General features: G+C 71.6%; 20 protein-coding genes. 12 read left to right on the top strand and 8 right to left on the bottom strand.

What is annotated here, in order from left to right:
- Window positions 1-4: 4 nt before the first annotated feature.
- The 4 genes from ACIBK1_RS00210 to ACIBK1_RS00195 form a co-directional block, all read right to left on the bottom strand.
- Entirely contained in the window at window positions 5-796 is a 792-nt protein-coding gene (locus tag ACIBK1_RS00210; protein ID WP_030509756.1) for a GvpL/GvpF family gas vesicle protein, read from the bottom strand.
- A gap of 1 nt (window position 797) precedes the next feature.
- Entirely contained in the window at window positions 798-1,211 is a 414-nt protein-coding gene (gene gvpJ / locus ACIBK1_RS00205) for a gas vesicle protein GvpJ (RefSeq protein WP_030509757.1), read from the bottom strand.
- Between the two features lie 98 nt (window positions 1,212-1,309).
- Complete coding sequence (locus ACIBK1_RS00200; RefSeq protein WP_396731135.1) at window positions 1,310-2,797, bottom strand: SRPBCC family protein; 1,488 nt, start codon at window positions 2,795-2,797, stop codon at window positions 1,310-1,312.
- 5 nt (window positions 2,798-2,802) lie between these two features.
- Window positions 2,803-3,363 carry a hypothetical protein gene (locus ACIBK1_RS00195; RefSeq protein WP_030509759.1) on the bottom strand — a complete coding sequence of 187 codons (561 nt, stop codon included), beginning with the start codon at window positions 3,361-3,363 and terminating at the stop codon, window positions 2,803-2,805.
- Between the two features lie 335 nt (window positions 3,364-3,698).
- Here ACIBK1_RS00195 and ACIBK1_RS00190 point away from each other — a divergent pair, with 335 nt between their 5' ends.
- Genes ACIBK1_RS00190 through ACIBK1_RS00165 form a run of 6 tightly spaced genes read left to right on the top strand, consistent with a single transcriptional unit; the run spans window position 3,699 to window position 6,314 of the window.
- On the top strand, window positions 3,699-4,175 hold the full coding sequence (locus tag ACIBK1_RS00190; protein WP_030509760.1) for an Asp23/Gls24 family envelope stress response protein: 477 nt from the start codon (window positions 3,699-3,701) through the stop codon (window positions 4,173-4,175).
- Window positions 4,172-4,591, top strand: coding sequence for an Asp23/Gls24 family envelope stress response protein (locus tag ACIBK1_RS00185; RefSeq protein WP_231514012.1), 420 nt, complete (start codon window positions 4,172-4,174; stop codon window positions 4,589-4,591). Before ACIBK1_RS00190 ends, ACIBK1_RS00185 begins: the two co-directional genes overlap by 4 nt.
- A 2-nt stretch (window positions 4,592-4,593) precedes the next feature.
- Window positions 4,594-4,779 (top strand): hypothetical protein, encoded by a 186-nt coding sequence (locus ACIBK1_RS00180; RefSeq protein ID WP_030509762.1) that lies wholly within the window; start codon window positions 4,594-4,596, stop codon window positions 4,777-4,779.
- Window positions 4,776-5,090 carry an Asp23/Gls24 family envelope stress response protein gene (locus ACIBK1_RS00175; protein ID WP_396731130.1) on the top strand — a complete coding sequence of 105 codons (315 nt, stop codon included), beginning with the start codon at window positions 4,776-4,778 and terminating at the stop codon, window positions 5,088-5,090. Before ACIBK1_RS00180 ends, ACIBK1_RS00175 begins: the two co-directional genes overlap by 4 nt.
- Window positions 5,091-5,142: 52 nt before the next feature.
- Complete coding sequence (locus ACIBK1_RS00170; RefSeq protein WP_156081035.1) at window positions 5,143-5,721, top strand: DUF6286 domain-containing protein; 579 nt, start codon at window positions 5,143-5,145, stop codon at window positions 5,719-5,721.
- Between the two features lie 17 nt (window positions 5,722-5,738).
- The gene (locus ACIBK1_RS00165; protein ID WP_030509765.1) at window positions 5,739-6,314 is read left to right on the top strand and encodes an Asp23/Gls24 family envelope stress response protein; all 576 of its coding nucleotides are present in this window, start codon (window positions 5,739-5,741) and stop codon (window positions 6,312-6,314) included.
- 33 nt (window positions 6,315-6,347) lie between these two features.
- Here ACIBK1_RS00165 and ACIBK1_RS00160 read toward each other — a convergent pair whose 3' ends face one another.
- Window positions 6,348-6,710, bottom strand: coding sequence for a DUF488 domain-containing protein (locus ACIBK1_RS00160; RefSeq protein WP_030509766.1), 363 nt, complete (start codon window positions 6,708-6,710; stop codon window positions 6,348-6,350).
- 190 nt (window positions 6,711-6,900) lie between these two features.
- On the opposite strand from ACIBK1_RS00160, the gene ACIBK1_RS00155 reads away from it, so the two are divergent.
- Window positions 6,901-8,031: a GH12 family glycosyl hydrolase domain-containing protein gene (locus ACIBK1_RS00155; protein ID WP_396731125.1), complete on the top strand. Its 1,131-nt coding sequence runs from the start codon at window positions 6,901-6,903 to the stop codon at window positions 8,029-8,031.
- A gap of 68 nt (window positions 8,032-8,099) precedes the next feature.
- On the opposite strand, the gene ACIBK1_RS00150 is transcribed toward ACIBK1_RS00155, so the two are convergent.
- Window positions 8,100-12,395, bottom strand: a complete 4,296-nt coding sequence (locus ACIBK1_RS00150; protein ID WP_396731122.1) for a discoidin domain-containing protein — start codon at window positions 12,393-12,395, stop codon at window positions 8,100-8,102.
- Between the two features lie 439 nt (window positions 12,396-12,834).
- On the opposite strand from ACIBK1_RS00150, the gene ACIBK1_RS00145 reads away from it, so the two are divergent.
- The 3 genes from ACIBK1_RS00145 to ACIBK1_RS00135 all read left to right on the top strand — a co-directional run bounded on the left by ACIBK1_RS00145 (window position 12,835) and on the right by ACIBK1_RS00135 (window position 14,895).
- Entirely contained in the window at window positions 12,835-13,749 is a 915-nt protein-coding gene (locus ACIBK1_RS00145) for a GerMN domain-containing protein (RefSeq protein WP_051762026.1), read from the top strand.
- Window positions 13,750-13,836: 87 nt separating this feature from the next.
- Window positions 13,837-14,343: a hypothetical protein gene (locus tag ACIBK1_RS00140; protein WP_396731119.1), complete on the top strand. Its 507-nt coding sequence runs from the start codon at window positions 13,837-13,839 to the stop codon at window positions 14,341-14,343.
- 183 nt (window positions 14,344-14,526) lie between these two features.
- Window positions 14,527-14,895, top strand: coding sequence for a group I truncated hemoglobin (locus ACIBK1_RS00135; RefSeq protein ID WP_030509771.1), 369 nt, complete (start codon window positions 14,527-14,529; stop codon window positions 14,893-14,895).
- A gap of 100 nt (window positions 14,896-14,995) precedes the next feature.
- On the opposite strand, the gene ACIBK1_RS00130 is transcribed toward ACIBK1_RS00135, so the two are convergent.
- Window positions 14,996-16,183, bottom strand: coding sequence for a helix-turn-helix domain-containing protein (locus ACIBK1_RS00130; RefSeq protein ID WP_396731116.1), 1,188 nt, complete (start codon window positions 16,181-16,183; stop codon window positions 14,996-14,998).
- Window positions 16,170-16,961 carry a hypothetical protein gene (locus ACIBK1_RS00125; protein WP_396731113.1) on the bottom strand — a complete coding sequence of 264 codons (792 nt, stop codon included), beginning with the start codon at window positions 16,959-16,961 and terminating at the stop codon, window positions 16,170-16,172. The genes ACIBK1_RS00130 and ACIBK1_RS00125 overlap by 14 nt, the downstream gene beginning before the upstream one ends.
- A 563-nt stretch (window positions 16,962-17,524) precedes the next feature.
- Here ACIBK1_RS00125 and ACIBK1_RS00120 point away from each other — a divergent pair.
- Window positions 17,525-18,397, top strand: coding sequence for a hypothetical protein (locus ACIBK1_RS00120; RefSeq protein WP_357313789.1), 873 nt, complete (start codon window positions 17,525-17,527; stop codon window positions 18,395-18,397).
- Entirely contained in the window at window positions 18,394-19,608 is a 1,215-nt protein-coding gene (locus ACIBK1_RS00115; protein WP_396731109.1) for a S8 family serine peptidase, read from the top strand. The genes ACIBK1_RS00120 and ACIBK1_RS00115 overlap by 4 nt, the downstream gene beginning before the upstream one ends.
- Window positions 19,609-19,646: the final 38 nt, after the last annotated feature.

The following is a 19,646-nucleotide window of genomic DNA, read 5'->3' as shown; positions in this document are numbered from 1 at the left end:
TGAGTCAGGTGGTGACGAAGTCGTACGGCGCCATCGGCCCGAGCAGCCGGACCTCGACGCGGTCTCCCCACTCCGAGCGCAGCTCTCCCACGGCGCGTTCGAAGTCGGCCTGGCGGTCGTTCTCCACGAGGAAAGCGACGTGCGCCGCGTCCCGTTCGTGGCTGGGGTCCCGGACCACCACGCCGGCCGTGAAGGGCTCGAAGCGTTCGACGACCGCCTGGGTGTCGGCCTCGCGTTTCGCGGCGATGATCTGGGTGATCAGCTCGCCGAGCCGGATGCGTTCGTTGCGCGTCACCTCTTCCGGCAACTGCCTGATCCGGTCGCGCAGCTGTCTGGCCTCGGCGTTCTCCGTCAGCACCTCGACCAGCACCGGCTGCTCGGCGTACCGCGCCTTGAGGACGAACTGGGTCCGGCCCTCGATCTGCTTCAGGGCGGCCGCGAACGAGTCGTGGTGCGGGGCCAGCAGCTCCTCCACGACCGCTTCCGGCGTGGTCATCACGGCGCCGAACCGCAGGGGGAGCACGGGGACCTCGGCCGCGGCCTCGTCGAGCAGCTGCTCGTGGGCGACCAGGTCCTGGGCGCGGCCGAGGGGGCGGTCCACGTCGACGTCGCTCACCAGGGCGGCGATCTCACCGTGCCTGACGATCGTGACCCGGGAGGGAGGATCGCCCACCCCGATGGCCTCGTCGCTGATCTCGACGTCCTCGGGGAGAATGCCGTAGACGTAGCACGCCGTGTTGCGCTGGGGGGCCTCGGCCCGGTCGCCCGCCCCGGACTGCCTCGTGGAGCCCGTCATCTCAGTCCTCCTCCCGTCGACGCCGGCGGGTACGCGGGGCGGGTTCCTCCGCATAGTTCGCCAAGAGGTCCTGCAGCTTCTCCCCGGCCGCCTCGATCACGCCCTGGGCCACGCCCTTGGACTTGCCGCGGGCGATGCTTTGAGGCGCGCTCGACAGGAGGTCGGGCAGCCCCTGCTGCTGGGAGGCGAGGTCCAGCCGGTTCACCGCCTCGGCGAATCGGAGATAGGTGTCGACGCTCGCGACGACGACACGTACGTCGATGGTCAGAATCTCGATGCCGACCAGCGAGACCCGCACATAGGCGTCGATCACGAGGCCTTTGTCCAGGATCGTGTCAATGACGTCGGCCAGGCCGGATCCCGATGACCGGCCCGGCAATCCGCCGCCACCCGCCGGTGGAACGGCTACCGTCATGCGCTTCCCCTCCTCGGTTCCCTGTCGTGTTTCTGATCATTCGCTCCGCCCGCCGCCGTCCCGGCGTACGGGCGGCTGCTCCATTGGCTCCATGCCTCTCACTCGGGAGGACGGCGACGCCGGATCAGGGGACGGCGGCGCGCCGGCTGCTCCTCGGCCTCGGCCGTCTCCCCGGTCTGCTCGCCGCCGCGGGCCTGCTCGCCCTTCCGGGTCTGCTCGCTCCTCCGGGGGCGTTCGCCCTCGCCCCGCCCGGCCTCCGACCCGCGCCGCCCGGCCGGTGCCCGCGTGCCACGAGCCTCGGGCTCGTCCGCGCGCCCGCGGGTGGCCGTGGATCCGGCGCGTCCGCCCGATCGGGCGCCCGCGTAGGCGGGCCTGCGCTCCGGCTCCGGCTCCTCCTCCTCGTACGGCTCCTCCTCGGCCTCCTCCTCGTACGGCTCCTCCTCGGGCTCCTCGGCCTCGGCCTCCTCGGCCTCCTCGGCCTCGGCCTCGGCCTCCTCGGGAGCCTCTTCCTCGCGCTCCTCGGGGGCCTCCTCGCCCCGCTCGCGGCCCTCGCGTTCGCGCTCCTCGCGCAGCGCCGTCTCGTGGTCCTTGACGACCTCGCTGTCGCGGATCTCGCCCCGCCAGCCCTCGATCTCGTCGGGACGCAGCAGGGCGCTGGTCATGACGTGCCGTCTGAAGTGCTTGAACTCGAGCCGGACGCGGCGGCCCTGGGCCCGCCACAGGTTGCCCACGCGCTCGAAGAGACCCTGCGGGTGATACTCGACGACGAGCAGGACCCGGGTCAGCTCGGGAGTGATCTCGTGGAAGGTCACCGAGCCGTCCGGGAAGCCCTTCGGGCCTTCCGACCGCCAGATGATCCTGCTGTCGGGGACCTGCTCGATGATGGTCGACTCCCACGTGCGGTGGGACCAGAAGACCTGCGCCTTCCACCCGAGCTTCTCGTCGGACTTCTGCTCGACGGTCTCGACCTTCTTCATGAAGCTCGGGAACTCCTCGAACTGCGTCCACTGGTTGTAGACCAGGCGGAGCGGCGCGCCGATGTCGAGCGACTCGACGATGTTGGTGACCTTGAGCTTCTTGCCCTTGCGGCCCTTGCCTCCGCCGCCGCCCCCGCCGAACAGCCCCTTGATCTTCTCCTTGCCGTACGCCATGAGGGCCGCGCGTACGGGGTGACCGCCGCCGCCGTCCTCGGTGAGAGCGCTGGTGACAGCGCCGAGCAGGCCGCCTCCGCCCGTCGCGCCGAGCCGGTCGGCCGCCGACTTGAGCAGGTCCCCGGCGCCCCGTCCACGGGTGAGGCCGCCGAGCAGCCCGCCGAGCGCCTCCCGTCCGCCGCCCTCCTTGCCGGTGAGCGCGCTGAACAGCCCGGAGCCGCCGTGCTCCACATAGTCCGTGAGACGGCCGGCCAGACCGTCGATTCTCTCGGTGACCCGGGACAACGCGCGCTCGGCAACGGCGGTCGCGAGGTTCTGGAACTCCTGTCCGAGCCGTTGTGTGGGCAGCGCCCCTTCGTCCGGCGCCCGTGGGCCCCGTGTCCGTTCCATCTGGGCCTGTTCCGTCTGGGGCCGTTCCCGCGTCTGTTCGGTCATCGGTCTCACTTCCTCCGCAGCACGGGACGGGTGGGACGGATGCGGGGCCGGCGCCGCTCCTCGGGTTCCGGCTCCTCCGCCTCCTCCTCGTACGGCTCCTCCTCGTACTCCTCTTCCTCGTCGTAGGCCTCTTCGGGCTCAGGCTCGCGCTGCGGGGGGCGGCGTCGGGCCGTCCGGCGGCGGCTCTCCTCCGGACGCTCCTTCTCCTCTTCCTCTTCCTCCCTCTCCGCGGCCCGGCCCCGGCCCTTGGGCTGCCGGAGCGCCTCGGCGCGTTCGTGCAGCTTGTCGCTCAGGTTGTCGATCTGGTGGCTGGTGGCGCGCATGGCGGCCGCCTTGCCGACGTTCAGAAGGTCGCCGCGTACGCGCTCGGTGAGCTTGCCGAGGTCGGGGGCGGCACCGCCGAGGATCTTGGGGACCTGTTCGAGGAGGGCTCCCGCGGCCCCCTCTCCCTTGAGGCGGGCGGCGAGGATGGCCAGCGCGAGCACCAGCGCCAGGCGCAGTTTGTGGTGCCGGCCGAGGTAGTAGCCCGCGATGACAGCCAGCGCCACCTTCAGTCCGTCTTTCATGATCGCGCCTCCTACTGGCCGCCCCGATGCGCCGTTCCGGCGATCCGCCCGTCTCGCCGTACGGCGCTGCGATCCTGACTGAACGGTATGAATGCCCTAGACGGGCACATAAAAACTCGATCTCGTACATACCGGGCAGTTTTGGACGGACTTCATCCCCTACTTGAGGCTGTCTGTTCCGCTGGTCACCAGGTTCGCCGGTCTTGGTGTGTTGGAGGGGTTCCGATGACACAACCTCGCCCCACCTCGGACGATTACTGTGTGCAAACCGGGTATCACGGGCGTGTATCGGCGGTAAGCGATACCAACCGCGCGCGAGAAGACGGGTGAGTCAGATGACCGAGACCAGAACGTCGACCGCGACTGTCGAGCCGGCGCCCGGGCGATCCATCGGGACGCAGGGCGGCTCCGGCTTGGTGACGCAGCGGGGCCGCACCACGATCTCCGACGAGGTGGTCGCGAAGATCGCCGGTATGGCGGCCCGTGAGATCGACGGAGTCCACGACTTCGGCACCGGGACGGCTCGCGCGTTCGGCGCGATCAAGGGGGCGCTCGGTGGCGAGGACGGCGTCACCCGAGGCATGTCGGTGGAGGTCGGCGAGCGGCAGGCCGCCGTGGACATCCACCTCATCGTGGAGTACGGCGTCGCGATCCCCGACCTCGCGCAGGCGGTGCGGAGCCACGTGATCCGCGCGGTGGAACGCATGTGCGGCCTGGAGGTCACCGAGGTCAACATCGCGGTCGACGACGTCCACCTGCCGAGGCAGCAGGAGCCGCAGGCGCCCGGCGACGGGGAGTCGCGGGTCCAATGAGCGCCGTCCCGGAGAACGCGGGGGCGGAACCCGGCGGCCGACGGGTCACGATGCCCGAGCGAGCCGGGCCCGCCGCCCCGGAAGGTCCGGCGCGGGAGCGGGACGCCGGAGCGGAGGCATCGGAACGCGAGGTCTCCGCTCGCGGGATCGCGGACCGCGTGCTGTCGTGTCCCGACGTCGCCGACCTGTCCCGGGGACCGTTCGGCGTGGTCGCGACGCACCTGCCCGGAGGTCTCGTCCCGGGCGTCGCCGTACGGGACGACGCGATCGAGGTCGACATCGTCGCCCGGTACGGCAGGCCGCTGCCGGAGGTCGCCGACCTGGTCCGCGACGCCATCGGCGACCTGGCGGGCGGCCGCAGGGTGGACGTGACGATCGCCGACGTGGTCACAGACGACGGTGGAAGGAAGGAATGATCATGCAAGGCTATCCGCTCTGGGGCCTCGCGGGGCTGCTGTTCGGCACGGTGCTTGGGGTGGTCGGGGCCTTCGGTGGCCTCGCCGCGTTCATCATCGTCCTGGTCCTCGGCATCGTCGGGTTCTTCGTCGGCCTGGTGCTCGAAGGCGGCGTACACCTGCCGCAGATGCACCCGAGACGGCAATGACCGTGCCCGCGGCGCACGGGACGACGACCATCTCGGACCGTGCCTTCACGAGGATCGCCGAAAAACTGGCGAGCGAGGACGAGCACGTGACCGGCCGGCCCCACGTGTCGGCGTCGGTGTGCGGGGCGGTCGCGGCGGTCCACTGCGACCTGGCCGTGCGCTATCCGGCGCCGGTGCCGCGGCTGGCCGCGAAGATCCGCGAGCACGTCCGGCGCCGGCTGCGCGAGCTGACCGGCGTCGCCGTGGAGAACGTGGACATCGAGGTCGTGGAGCTGGTGCCCGAGCGAAGGTCCGGGCACAGGCTCGCGTGAAGGCCCGAGCGGAGGGATGGCGATGACCGAAGGCCGAGGGCCGTCTGAGAGGGTGCCGCGATTCGTCCCGATGCGGGGGTTCGGGGCCGGAGGAGCCGGCCGGGCCTTCCGGCCCAGCCGCGGGCTGCCGGCCGCGGTCGCCGCACTGGCGCTGCTGGCCGTCGGGGGTCTCACCGCCGTCCACGTGGTCTCCGCGCTGCTGGGGCTGCCCGTCAGGCTCGTGCCGTACGAACAGTGGGCCCGCTGGGCGAGCACCGCGGCCTGGAACGACGGACGGACGCTCGCGGTGGCCTCCGCGCTGGCCCTGATCGGCCTGGTGCTGTTGCTGATCGCGCTGGTCCCCGGCCGGGGGCGGATGATCGCGCTGCGCACCGGAGACCCCGACCTGGTGGTCGGCCTGCCGCGCCGCGCGCTGGCACGGGCGCTCAGCGCCAAAGCGAACGAGGTGGACGGCGTGCGCGCCGCCGGAGCGCGGATGCGCGGCTGGCACGCGGACGTGTCGGTCAGGACCGACCTGCGCGACACGACGGCGCTGGGGGAGCGCGTGCGGGCGGCCGTCGAGGACGAGCTCGCCCGGCTGGCTCCCGCCCACCACGTCTCGCTGAACCTGCGCGTCCGCGGCCCGTCGTAGGCGAAGGAGGCAGGACGGTGAAGACGAGATCGGGCAAGGGCAACCGGACCGGCCTGGCGGTGTTCGGCCTGGTCCTGCTGGCGGTGGGCGGCCTCGCGATCGCGCGGGCGCTGGGCGCCTTCGGCGACGCGGCGGCGCGGGAGCCGGTGGTGGACGCCGGGGCCAGGAGCTTCGCGGCGACCACGCCGTGGTTCTGGCCGGTCGTGGCCGCCGTCGGATTCGTGATCGGGCTGATCGGGCTGGCCTGGCTGCTGGCGCTGCTGCGGGTCGACCGGCCGCGGCGGCTGCGCCTGGAGTCGGGCACGTCCGGCGTCACCGAGGTCGACGCGCATCCCGCGAGCGAGGCCCTGGCCGAGCAGGTCAGCGCTTATCCGGACGTGCGCCGGGCGCACGCCGTGCTGCGCGGCCCGTCCGACGACCCGCACCTCGACCTCGGCGTCTCCGCCGTGGAACCGGCCGACCTCGGGGCGCTGGTCACCCGGCTGCACGACGAGGCCGTCCCGGACCTGCGCACCACGCTCGGCCTGCGCCGCCTCCCGGCGATGGTCCGGCTCAACCTGACCGGCGGCCGCCGGACCCGCCCCGTCCACTGAAGCGGTCCGCCGAAGCGGTCCACTGAAGCCGGATCACCGCGACGAGTGGCCCGACAGGACCTCGGCGAGGACGGCGGCCTGGCTGTGCTCGACGTCCCTGGTCGCGGTGAGCAGGGTCAGCGGACCGTCCTCCATGAGCCGGCGCAGCCGGTCGAGGGCGGTCTGCCGCTCGGGATCGTCCAGCTCGGCGAGATAGCGGCTGCGAAACTCGCCGAACCTCTCGGGGACGTGGCCGTACCAGGTGCGCAGGGCGCCGGACGGCGCCACGTCCTTGACCCATTCGTCCAGGTGAGCGGCCTCCTTCGTGAGGCCGCGCGGCCACACCCGGTCGACCAGCACCCGTGTGCCGTCTCCGGGCGCGGGATCCTCGTACACACGACGGACCGTGACGGGCATCGCTCCCACCTCCTGCGGCCATACTCCCCGGCGTGGGGCGGCGCACGCCGGTGTTCCGGCAGCCGGACAGCCCGTGTGACTGAAAGTTTCACTTTCCGTAAGGGCGTTGTCGCTGGTCCGGGTTTCGTCCACATTGTCGACCAAATCAGCCCATGTTGCCCGCCTCGGCCCGATGTCTATGGTCCGGGGCATGAAGATGCGAATGATCACGGCGGGCCTCGCCATGCTCGGCTCGGTCGCCGCGTCGCTCGTCGTCGGTCAGGCGGCGCATGCGGACACGACGATCTGCGAGAAGTACGGCTCGACCACCATCCAGGGCGGCAAGTACGTCGTCATCAACAACGTGTGGGGGAGCAACGCCCCGCAGTGCATCAACGTCACGAACTCCGGCTTCACCGTGACGCAGGCGGGGCACAACAACACGGGCGGCACCCCGGCGGCGTACCCGGCGATCTACGCCGGCTGCCACTACGCCAACTGCTCCAGCGGTAGCGGCCTGCCCCTCCAGGCGAGCAACAGCCAGTTCAACACGGTCCAGACCAGCGTCAGCATGAGCTACCCCAGCTCGGGCGTCTACGACGCGGCCTACGACATCTGGTTCGACCCGACGCCTCGCAAGGACGGCCAGAACACCGGCGCCGAGATCATGGTGTGGCTCAATCACACCGGCTCGGTGCAGCCCGTGGGCTCCCGGGTGGGCACGGCGAACATCGCCGGAGGCACCTGGGACGTCTGGGAGGGCAACATCGGCTGGAACGTCATCTCCTACGTCCGCACCTCGCCGACGAACTCGATCAACTTCGCCGTCCGCTCGTTCTACGACGACGCGGTGAACCGCGGGTACGCCCAGCGGTCGTGGTACCTGACCAGCGTCCAGGCCGGATTCGAGCCCTGGATCGGCGGCGCCGGTCTCGCGGTGAACAACTTCTCCTACAGCATCGGCGGCGTGGTCCAGAGCCCCTCGCCGACCCCCACCGTCTCGCCGACCGGCGGCAACGGCAACGGCGGCGGCGCCTGCCGGGTGAGCTACAGCAAGAACGAGTGGCAGGGCGGCTTCACCGGCACCGTGACCGTCACCAACACCTCCTCCAGCGCGGTGAACGGCTGGAACCTCGGCTTCTCCTTCCCGAACGGCCAGAAGATCACCGGCTACTGGAACGCCGACGTCACCCAGAGCGGGTCGTCGGTGACCGCGAGGAACCTGTCGTACAACGGGTCGATCCCGGCGGGCGGGAACACCCAATTCGGTTTCCAGGGCACCTGGAGCGGCTCGAACGGCGACCCGACCGGCTTCACGCTGAACGGCACCCGCTGCTCCTGACCTCCTGACGACACCCCCCGGAAAAGCGCCGCCGGAGAGGCTCCTCTCCGGCGGCGCTTCTCATGTCATCAGGGGTTGATGTTGATGGTGAAGGTCGACGTCGTGTTCTTGATGTCCTGGTAGTTGTCGCTGAGCTTGAGGTTGTTGAAGGTCACCGACCCGACCGCCGGGCCCTGGTCGGGCTCGGGCAGCTCGTTCGCCCAGAGGCCGAAGCCCGACTTCGCGTCGAACGCGTCGCCGCTCTTGTGCGCCCCGGAGATCGAGATGTTGGTGAAGACGGTGTCCTTGATCGGGTTGACCGGCCGGCCGCCGAGGTACTGGGTCTGGAACATGATCCCCGAGTACGTCGGATCGACGATGTCAACGTTGCTGACCCGGATGCCCTGGAACACCTTCGAGGCGGAGAACAGCCAGATCGCCGGGAAGGTCTGCTGGCCCCAGAAGTGGCCGCCCGCGCGGACGATCGAGATGTTGTCGAACACCGTGGGCGGGCTCGCGCCGAAGCCGTTCATCGGGTAGCCGAAGTCGAGCGAGCTGATCGTGATGCCGGAGTAGGTCAGCGTGTCCGCGATATAGATGTTCCTGAAGGTGTTCGCGTATCCGCCGTACACCGCGATGCCGGCCGCGCGCCACGGCAGGATCGCGGTCAGGTTCTCGTAGACGTTGTTCTTCTCGTCGGCGCCTCCCGCGTCGATGGCCGAGAACAGCGCGAAGCTGTCGTCGCCGGTCGTCCTCGCCTCGATGTTCGAGACCAGGTTGTCCGTGCTGCCGTTGGTCATGTTGACGCCGTCGGCGAACGTGTCGCGGATCCGCGAGTTCCTGATCGTGATGTTGTCGGTGTTCGCGCCCCAGTACATGCAGACCTGGTGCTCGACCCAGATGTCGTCGATCGTCATGTTGGCGACGTTCTGCCAGTCGAACACCTTGCCCGGCCCGTCGATGCGGGTGGTGTAGTTGCCGAAGTAGGCGAACCCGGAGAACGTCGAGCCGTTGGCCGACGACTCCGCCCGGAAGCCGACGTCGGTGTTCTCCTGCGTGGACGGCGCGTAGAACCGGGTGAACCACGGCCCGGCGCCGACCACCTTGACCGCCTTGCCGTACACCTGGAACTTGCCCGACGTCTGGTAGTCGCCGGGCGGCAGGTAGACGCCGACGAGCTTGCCCGTGGTGTCCATCCGCACCTTGTCGAGCGCGTTCTGCACGTCCTGGTGGGTGAACCCGGCCGGGACGGCGTACGTCGCGGGGTCGGGGTTGGAGATCGCCGACGCCTGCTCCAGGTTCACGAAGTCGATCGCGTACGTGGAGGTGTTGGCGGCGTCCTTCTGCAGCCGGATCTTGCTGCCCTTCGGCACGGTCGTCCCGAGCAGGATGTTGGCCTCGTCGTAGATGTGCCGCGGGGCGCCCGCGCCCGGCGAGTTGCCCGGGCCCGCCTCCGGGCCGTACAGCCACGCGTACTTCGAGGTCAGGTTGATCGCCTTGAGGAAGCCGCCGTTGACGTAGACGTTCAGCGTGGCGTCGGTGCCGCCGCCGCCCGCCGCGTCGGGGATGGAGAAGCGGGTGACCAGGGTGTTCGTGTCGGCCCTCGTCGTCCACTCCACATAGCTGCCGGTGGTGGTGAGCCGCACGGCCTTACGGCCGGACGCCTCGCCGGCCAGGTCGCCGATGGTCCGGTTCGGGCCGACGACCGTCGCCCCGCCGCCGGTCACGCCGTCCTCGGCCTCGTACATGTCGTACGGCATGTTCGCGCCGCGGCCGGCGAAGAACGGCAGCGTGGAGGTGTTGTTGGCCTGCTTGACCTGCAGCTCGTTGGCGTCGGCGGCGAGCACGGTCTTCACCGTGTATCTGCCGTTGGCCGCCGTCCACGTGCCCAGGGTCACCGGGCTCGTGGTGGCGCCGGCCGCGATCGCGCCGCTGTAGGAGCCGGTCAGCGTCTTGACCACGGTGCCCGAGTCGTTCGTGATCGTGAGCGTGATCCCGTGGGCGCCGCCCGCCGAGGCGACCGTGCCCTGGTTCTTGATCGCGACGGTGAACGTCACCGTGCTGCCGCCCGCCGGGTTGCCGGGCGACCAGCTCACCGGGGAGGCCACCAGGTCGGAGCTGTCCACGGGCTTCACGACCAGCGGGGAGGAGGCGGTGAAGGCGTTGTTGGTCTCGTTCTGCTCGATCACCGCGTTCGACTCGTCGACCTTGGCGCTCAGCGGGTAGCTGCCCGCGTCGCGCTGGCCGATGTTCGCCGTCACGGTGGCCGAGGCGCCGGCCGCGAGCGCGCCGACCGAGGCGGTGCCCGCCTTGGTCCCGCCCAGGTAGAAGGCGACATTGGTCGCGCCGGAGCCGAGGCTGCCCGCGTTGCGCACCGTCGCCGACAGCGTGACGGCGTCGGTCTCCACCGGGGACGCGGGGGAGGCGGACAGGGAGGTGACGGTCAGGTCGGGGTTGGGCGCCGGGGCGCCGATCACCTGGAACTCGGCGACCTGCCCGGCCGGGGCGCCGGAGTTGGCGGTGAACCTGAGCTGCACGTCGGCGACAGTGCCGGAGACCGGAATCGTCACCGTGTTGCCGGCCGCCGGGTTGAAGGTGTAGGTCGCGGCGCCGGTCAGGCCGGTGAATCCCGACGCGCTCTGCTCGCGGCCCAGCACCTGGACGGTCTGCGTACGGGTGGACCAGGCGGCGTCGGGGTTGAGCTTGAGCACGACCGAGCTCACGACGGCGTTGGCCCCGAGCTGGACGGTCAGCGTCTGCGGGTAGGAGCCGCCCGCGCCCTCCCAGTATGTCGTCAGGTCGTTGTCGTTCGCGTTCGCGGCGACGTAGGTGAACGTGGAGGAGGAGGCGGTGATCGGCCTGCCGACGGCCATGTTCGAGCCGCCGCCCGAGCCGTTGCGGGTGACGGTGTTGCTGGTGATCGACTCGTTGCCCGCGGCGTCCTTGGCCCGCACGTAGTAGGTCACGGTGGCGCTGGTGGGCTGGGTGTCGGTGTAGGTCGTGGTGTTTCCGCCGACGCTGCCGCGCAGCACGTTGTTCGCGTAGACGTCGTACCCGGTCACGCCGACGTTGTCGGAGGAGGCCGACCAGGTGAGCTTGACCTGTCCCGGCGTGGTCTCGGTGTAGGCGAGGTTCGAGGGCGCGGTCGGGGCCTGGGTGTCGCCGGTCGCGCCGTTGCGGGTGACGGTGTTGCTGTTGGCCGACTCGTTGCCCGCGGCGTCCTTGGCCCGCACGTAGTAGGTCACGGTGGCGCTGGTGGGCTGGGTGTCGGTGTAGGTCGTGGTGTTTCCGGCGACGCTGGTGCGCAGCACCCCGTTGGCGTAGACGTCGTATCCGCTGACGCCGACGTTGTCGGTGGAGGCCGACCAGGTGAGCCTGATCTGGCCGGTGGCCGGCTCGGTGTAGGCGAGGTTCGAAGGCGCGGTCGGGGCCTGGGTGTCACCGGTGGGCGCCGGGCCGTACACCTCGAACTCGGAGATCTGCCCTGCGGGCCAGGCGGTGTTGGCGGTGACGTTGATCCGGACGTACCGGACGTTCGCGGTGGAGAAGGTGATGGTGACCGTGTTGCCGCTCGCCGGGGTGAAGGCGCGGGCCGCGGAGGCGGCGAGGGTGGAGAAGTCGGTGCCGTCGGTGCCGCCCTGCACGGCCAGCGTCTGGGTGCGGGCCTCCCAGGTGGGCGGGAGCTTCAGCACCACCTTGTCCACCGCGGTCGAGGCGCCGAGGTCCACCTGCAGCCATTGGGGGAAGGCGTTGTTGGCGCTCTCCCAGTAGGTGGCCTGGTTGCCGTCGTTGGCGTTGGCCGCGCCGTACACGTCGGCGTGCGCGCTCTCCTTCATGGTCTTGCCGAGGGCGAGGTTGCCGGACGCGGTGGCGGCGCCGTAGATCTCGATCTCGGACAGCTGCGCCGCGGGCCAGCCCGTGTTGGCGGTGATGTTGATCCGGACGTACCGGGTCGTGGTCGCGGTGAAGCCGATCGTCACCGTGTTGCCCGAGCCGGGGGCGAAGGAGCGGCCGGCCGAGCTCACGATCGTGCTGAAGGAGGACCCGTCGGTGCTGCCCTGCACCGACAGCGTCTGGGTGCGGGCCTCCCACGACGCCGGCAGCTTGAGCACGACCTGGTCGATGCTCGTCGCGCCGCCGAGGTCGACCTGCGCCCATTGGGGGAAGGCGTTGTTGGAGCTCTCCCAGTAGGTGCCCTGGTTGCCGTCGTTGAGGTTGCCCGGGACGTACGGGCTGTTGCCGCTGCTCGCGGTCACGGTGCGACCGGCGGCGAGGTTGGGGCCACCGGCGGCGGAGGCGGGGGAGAGGGGCGCGGCCACGGCGAGCAGGCAGGCCGCGGCCACCACAGCGATCAAGCGCAATAACGGGACATGCGTCTTCGACATTTGCGTTCCTCTGTCCGGCAGGAACCGACCGGCGGGTCATCCGATCCCGCGGTCGTGGGGGGATTTCGGAGATCGGGGGTCGCTGGGGTCGCGGCGGCGACCGGTTGCCCACTGCCGTGGCCGACATCACCTCATGTCCTTTCGTGCGAAAGGTGACGGTGGCGGGGCGCACGGACGCAGTGCTTCCTGCCGGAACTTGCGGAGAACCGCAAACTCTCGATTTAGAACTGCAAATTTTTTACTTTAGATTGCCCAGATGTTACATAGGGCCCACCGTGCCGTCAATGGGTCGGAAAAGCCGGAGAGAAGGTGACAGGTCTGTCCCGTCCCCGAGCCGGGCCTACCTGGGGATACTTCAAGTGGGCGCCGGCCGGGAACCGGTCCTGCGCCCGCCCGCGGGTCCCCCAACTCGCGAAAGGAACCCGGCAGAGGAGCCCTCATGTTTCTGCCCCCCAAGCGCTCGCTGGCGGCGTTGGCCGTGCCGCTGGTGAGCCTGTCGGCGGCCCCGGCCGCCGCGACACCCGCCTCGTCGAACGCGGCCGTTCACGCGGCCCCGCGCGTGGCGACCCTGGTCGACGTGCGCGCCGCACATCAGCCCGGACTCGACCGGGTCGTCTTCGAGTTCCGCGGGCCGCTCCCGGCGCGGCGGGGCGCCGGCTACGTGTCCCGGCTGATCGCCGACGGCTCGGGCCGCACGGTCCCGGTGGCCGGCGACGCGATCCTCAGGCTGGGCTTCGGCGGCGCGACCGGCCACGACAACGGCGGGCGCCCCACCTACGGGCCCGCCCGTGAGACCTTCGCGCTGCCCGGCGTGATCCAGGTCGTCAACTCGGGCGACTTCGAGGCGGAGCTCACGTTCGGCATCGGCCTGACCCGGAAATCGTCCTACCGCGTCTACACCCTCACGCGTCCGAGCCGCGTGGTCGTGGACATCAAGACGCCCTACCGGACGGTGCCGGTGCGCACGTACTTCCTCGACTCCCGGGCGTACGCGGCGGGGCGGCGGCCGTACACGGCGGCGGTGTCGCGGCCGGTGACGCCGCCGTCCACCGCGCGCGGCGCGCTCCAGCGGCTGTTCGCCGGGCCGACGCAGGCGGAGTATGCCAAGGGGCTGCGGTTCGTCGCCTCGGGGGCCACCGGCGTCCGTTCGGTCGGCGTCCGCGACGGGGTCGCCCACGTGCGGCTCACCGGGTCCCTGCGCAGCGGCGGGTCGGCGTTCACCGTCGCCGACGAGATCACGCCCACGCTCAAGCGGCTGCCAGGCATCCGCTGGGTGAAGATCTATGACGCCGGTGGCCGCACCGAACGCCCGAAGGGGCACTCCGACTCCGTTCCGGAGAGCCTCGAACCGTGACAGCGCGAGGGCCGGGCTCGTTCGCGAGCCCGGCCCCCGGCGCCACCTGATGGTGTCCCGCGACCGCCGGTTGAGACCATGACGGACATGACGGTGACGGCGGTGGTGGTGCAGCGAGTGCGCGTCCGGTGGTCGAAGGAGGACCGAGGCGCCCGCGAGGCCGCGCGGCGCGCTTCGCTCGACCGTGCTTTCCCGCTGCCCGCGGCGCCGCCGGGGACGCCGCTCGTCCACGACGTGCTCATCGACACCGAGGGGGGCGTTCGCATCGAGGAGCGGACGGCGGCCGAGGCGGAGGGCGTGCGCCTGCGACTGATCGAGACGGACGGCGGCCTGAAAGTCGAGCGGCTGCCCTCGCACGCCTCCTACCCCGTGCCGCGGCACCGCGCGCACCTGTTCACGCTCGGCCCGGGCCAGGTGGGCAGGTACCTCGCGAACTTCCGCTTCACCGGATGTGCCTGCGCGCCCTGCTGGCACTACGAGGAGTGGACGACGTACGTCGCCACCCTGCCTGCGCGCCGCGACCTGTTCCTCACCCGGGAGCGGTACGACGCGGAGGTCGACAGCCGAGTGTCCCTTTACGGCCTCACTCGCTGAAATCTTCGGGCAGGGTGACGGTCGTTGTCCGGGCACCGTCCCGTTTTCCGCCTGCGGCCTTTTCTGCCGTGTCGACCGCGTGAGCCCCCGGCCACGTACGTATTCCCGCCTGGTAATCGGCCTGTAACGAAGCGTGGCGATCATCGTGGGGACGAGGTCACGCACACCCGGGAGGAAAGCGCCATGGCGTCCATCTTCGATCGGATCGGCGGTTCTGACGCGGTCGCGGCCGTGGTCGAGGAGTTCTACACGCGGGTCGTCGCGGACCCGATGCTTCGGGGCTACTTCGCGGACGTCGACATGGCCAAGCTCAAGGCGCACCAGCGCAGCTTCGTCGCCGCCGCGCTCGGCGGTCCGCAGGAATACCGGGGCAAGTCGATGGACGAGGCGCACGCCGGGCTCGGCATCACGGCGGAGGAGTTCGACCAGGTGGTCTTCCATCTGGCCGGGGCGCTGGAGTCGTGCGGCGTCGACGCCGAGACGATCGGCTCCATCGCCGGGGCCCTCGCACCGCTGAAGGAGCAGGTCGTGCAGAGCGCCGTCGCGGCCTGAACGGTCCCCGGCGGGGCTGCCCCGTCCGCCGGGTGTGACTGCCCTCGACCCTGCCCCCACCCCGCTCGTCTGACCGCGCCGCCCGAGGCTGCGCGTGGCCTCAGGGGACGAGTCTCAGCTGGGGGCGATGGGCGGGCAGGCCGATCAGCTCGCGTACGCGCGCCATGGGCCAGGCGAGCTCGCGGGCCAGCGCGGGCACGGTCAGCCCGGTCTCGGCCGCCATCTCGAAGGCCTGGGCGAGCAGGACCGGCTGCTCGCCGGGGTAACCGGACACCGGCTCGGTGGCGAAGCCCGGCTGCCCGCGCAGCGCGGCGAGCCGCTGGTAGGCGCGCCCGGCCGCGGAGTCGGACAGCAGGCCGACCTCCCGGCACCGGTACAGCAGGGAGTCGACCGACACGCCCCAGACGCGGCGCAGCTCAGCCAGCCGCCGCAGGTCCGCCCGGGCGGGCAGGCTGGGCAGGATGCTGTCGCGCGGGGTGAGGAACTCCGCGGCGAAGGAGTCGGCCTCGCGCTCCTGCTGGCTGTCCCCGGCGGCCGCGTCCCCGTGCAGCACCAGGTGCCCCAGCTCGTGGGCGGCGGTGAAGCGGTGCGGGTAGACGTCGTCGAAGCGGTTGGGCGTCAGGACGACGATGGGCCGCGGCAGGCTGGACGTGGAGAAGGCGTCCACGGTGACCGCGTCCTCGTCGGCCTGGGGGAAGACGACGACGATCCCCCGGGACTCCATGTGCCGCACCAGGTGGCTGATCGGCCCGGTGCCGAGCTCCCAGTGGGCCCGCAGCGCGCGGGCCGCGCCCATGGGATCGCGGGGCAGGGCGCTGCCCGAGTGCACCTCGCCCCCGGCGAAGCCGGGCAGGTCCACGAAGGGGAGCCGCACCCGTTTCTCCAGCGCGTACGTCAGCTCCCAGACCTGCTCGACGAAGGCCACCGCCTTGGCGCGCTGGTAGGCCCGGGTGGAGCGCAGGCTGCGGAAGTGCGCCATCGAGCCGTCCAGCTTGCCGTGCGGGCGGCCCGGCAGGAAGAAGGCCGCGGGCACCGCGAGCACCTCGGCGAGGAGCGGAACCAGATCGGGACGCGGCCGGGTGACCCCTGCCTCGTATTGGCCGACCGCGGCGGGTGAGACCCCGATGCGCTCGGCCACCTCCTTCTTCGTCAGTGCCGCCAGGCGTCGCGCCTGGGTGAGGCGGGTGCCGTCGAAGGCGTCCGCCACGGCCTGCGGGCTGGGCGCTGTGGTGCCGGATTCGGGGGGAAGGGTCTCCTCGACCAGGCGCAGCCGGTCATCGTCCTTCATCGGCGGCGGCGTCCGGTGCGTACGGCGCCTCGCTCATCGGAGGCAGGTCGGTCGCGCGCTCGTAGGGCGGGCGCGGATTCAGGGCCGGAGCCGGCATCGCGCCCCTGGCGAACGCGGACGCCGCGCCGGCGGAGGCCACCACCCCGGGCAGCTCGGCCGCGGGCGCCTGCCCGGCGAGCGGAATCGGCTCGCAGTGGTGCCACCGCAGGCTGCCGGTGCGGTCGAGCAGCTCGGCCTCGCCCCACCACACGTCGAGCAGACCGGCCCTGGCGTTGCAGGCGTACGCGATGAGCACGAGGCGGGTGCCCTCGGGCAGCCGGGTGAGCGCGCGGGCGGCCGGAGTCGCGGGCTCCGGCAGGGCGGCCTCGACGCCGCCGAGCGTGAGCTGCTCGGCCCAGGGCTCCGGGCCGAACCTGGCGAACAGCGCCTGCACCAGCCCGGACGGCCTGCCGTCGCCGATCCTGGCGTTGACGACGCTGACCGAGCGGTCCTTCGCGTAGCGGAACGGGAACAGCAGGTTGCCGCCGAGCACGACGAGCTCGTGCTGGGAGCCCGGCGGCTTGACGGTCACGACGTCGGGCATGTCCGCGAACGCGCCGGCCAGGGCCTCGAACTTGCGGGACATGAGCGTGAAGCCGAACGGGTGGAGGAGCTCGGTCCGCGCCGTCTTCTGGGCGTCCTGGGCGTTCTCCAGGGCGAGCGTCAGCGCCTCGGTCACCCCCTGGCGGATCTGCTCGGCGCGCGGGCCGAACGTCTCCAGAGCCCAGGTCGACAGCATCGCCACCTCCGGTGCGTTCCGCGCAGTGCTGGGTTTGGCTTGCCTTCCAGCGGCCGCGGGTCTTCTCCAGTGACCGCCGGACGCCGGAGGCACTTTATTTTCCAACATCATAGGCCCGCGAGTGCTTCACGTGTCCCGTGCGTCACGGCTTTTCTGGCTGTGAGAGCCGCCCGGGAACGGCTGCGGAGATGGCTATAGTGCCAAATGTCGTGATCGGGGAGGGGAGCGTGGCGGGCGTGTGCGCCGCCGCACTCCCCGGCCGTACGGCGGCCGCCCGGGGCGTGTCCGCGTACGGCACGCACAACGGGAGAGCCATGGCACATCCCCCACCTGCCGGCCGATATCCGGGCGGGCCTCCCGCCAATCCCTACGGACCCGGGCCGCATGGTCCGGGGCAGCCGCCCGCAGGGCCGCAGCAGCCGTGGCCGGGCTATCCGCCGCCAAACCAACCGCCGCTCAATCAACCGCCACCGAACCAATCGCCACAGGGCTGGCCACCGGGTCCGCACTCCCAGCCCGGCGGGCAGCCGTGGCAGCGGCAACCGGCGCAGGCTCCCGGGCCGATGCCGCAGCCGTGGCCGCATCCGCAACCACCGCAGCAGCAATCACCGCAGCCGGGTCCGTGGCCCGCGCCCGGCGGTCCGTACGAGCCGGGCGGTCCGTCGTACGAGCCGGAAGGCGACGGCAGGCCGCGGCGGGGAGCCGGGCGGGTCTTCGGCGGGGTCCTGTGCGGGGGGCTCGGCCTGGTGCTCCTGCTCGGCGGGGGCGCCGTCGTGGCGAAGGCCGTGTCGAACAGCCACCAGGAGATCCGCAACACCGAATACGCGCGCAACCTGTGGCGCAACGAGCCCGCCGAGGCGCTTTTTCCCGCGGCGCTCGGCCTGCAGGACCCGGAGAAGAGACAGGGCGACCCGAACACCGAGCGCGGCTGGACCAGGGTCGCGATCTCCCCGGAGACCTCCTGCGCGAAGGCGCTGAGCGGGGCCGTGGCGAAGGAGGCCGCCCGACGCGGCTGCGTCGCGGCCCTGCGCGCCACGTACGTGGACGACACGGGCGGCACTGCCGCGACCGTCGCCATCGTCGTGTTCCGCGACCCGAAGGTCGCCCTCGATCTGGGCGACCTCGTCCACGACAAGGGGGACGCCGACCGGCCCGACCAGGCCGTGCACGCCCTCGCCGCCCCGGGGATCACCTGGAGCGACGCCGTACGGGCGGGCAGTGGGGGCGACAAGGTGCTGGACGTCTACGCGCCGTGCGCGGTGGTCGCCTCGGCGGGACCGGCGGACGGCAGGAAGGCGGGCCGGCTCCCGCAGCCCTGGGGCAAGCGAAGCTACCAACAGCGCATGGACCGCGAGCCGTGGAACGCGGTGGCGGAAGGCCTGGCCGAGTCCCTCGCCTGGCGGCTGACGGATCTGATTCCGCAGGGGAAGGCGTGACCGGGCGCGGGCTCCGCGCCGCCCTTGCCGCCGTCGCCGCGTCGGTTCTCGCGGTGGCGGGTACGGCGGTTCCGGCGTGGGCGGACGCGCCCAGGGACTGGGAGGTCGCGGCCCTGCGGCTGCCCGAGGCGCACCGGACGGCCCAGGGGGACGGCGTTCTGGTCGCCGTGCTCGACACCGGTGTGGTGGCCAAGCATCCCGCGCTGCGCGGCCGGGTGACGACCGGCCGCGACTTCATCGGGGGCGGCGCCCGGCCAGGCCAGTCCTACTGGGGCGAGCACGGCACCGCGATGGCGTCCGACGTGCTCAAGGTGGCGCCGAAGGCCCGCGTCCTGTCGGTGCGGGTCCTGTGGGACTGGGAGGACCCCGCGCGGAAGCGGGCGCTGAAGATGACGAAGGACGCGCAGAGCGAGAAGGCCGCGCATGCCCTGGCCAACGGCATCAGGTATGCCGTCGGCAAGGGGGCGAAGGTCATCTCGATGTCGCTCGGCACCGACGAGTGGGCGATCCTCTCGGGCTACGAGGAGGACACGGCCGCCGCGGTGGACTACGCGGTGAGCAAGGGCGTCACGATCCTGGCCAGTTCCGGCAACGGCGGCTCGACCGACCCGCTGGAGGTGGACGCCAACAACAGCGTGTCCTATCCGGCCGCCTATCCCGGGGTCATCGGGGTGGGGGCGCTGGGGCCCGACGGCCGCCGGGCGGACTTCTCCCAGGTGCACACCTACACCACGATCGCGGCCCCCGGCGTCGGCATCCACAGCGCCAGGAATCTCGGCGGCTACCAGTCGGTCGACGGCACCTCCCCGGCCTGCGCCCTCGCCGCAGGGGTGGTCGCGCTGGCGCTGTCCCGCAACCCGAAGCTCACACCGGGACAGATCCGGGGCATCCTGACCAGGACCGCCCGGCATCCGGCGGGCGGATACGACCCGTTCGTGGGCTTCGGCCAGGTGGACGCGGCCGCCGTGGTCGCGGCGGCCGGCTCTCCGGGAAAGTCCGCGGTCCGGGCCGTGCCGTACAAGGGGAAGAAGTACTTCGGCGACGGCCCCACCGACGCGCCCATGACCCACCCGCCCATCGACACCGGTTATCTGGCCATCGGCGGGGGCGCGGGAGCGGTCGGCCTTCTGTTCCTGCTCGTCGCCTTCCTCTTCTTCCGCCGCCCCAAGGCCCCAGTCCCGCCGCCGGAAGGACTGCCCCCGCCGCCTTGATACTGAGCCCCGGCGACGGCCGGGGCGGGCCGGGCTCC

The organism is Microbispora rosea, from assembly GCF_044460045.1.
Taxonomy (GTDB): Bacteria; Actinomycetota; Actinomycetes; order Streptosporangiales; family Streptosporangiaceae; genus Microbispora; species Microbispora rosea.
This window is presented reverse-complemented; position numbering and strand designations above follow the sequence as displayed.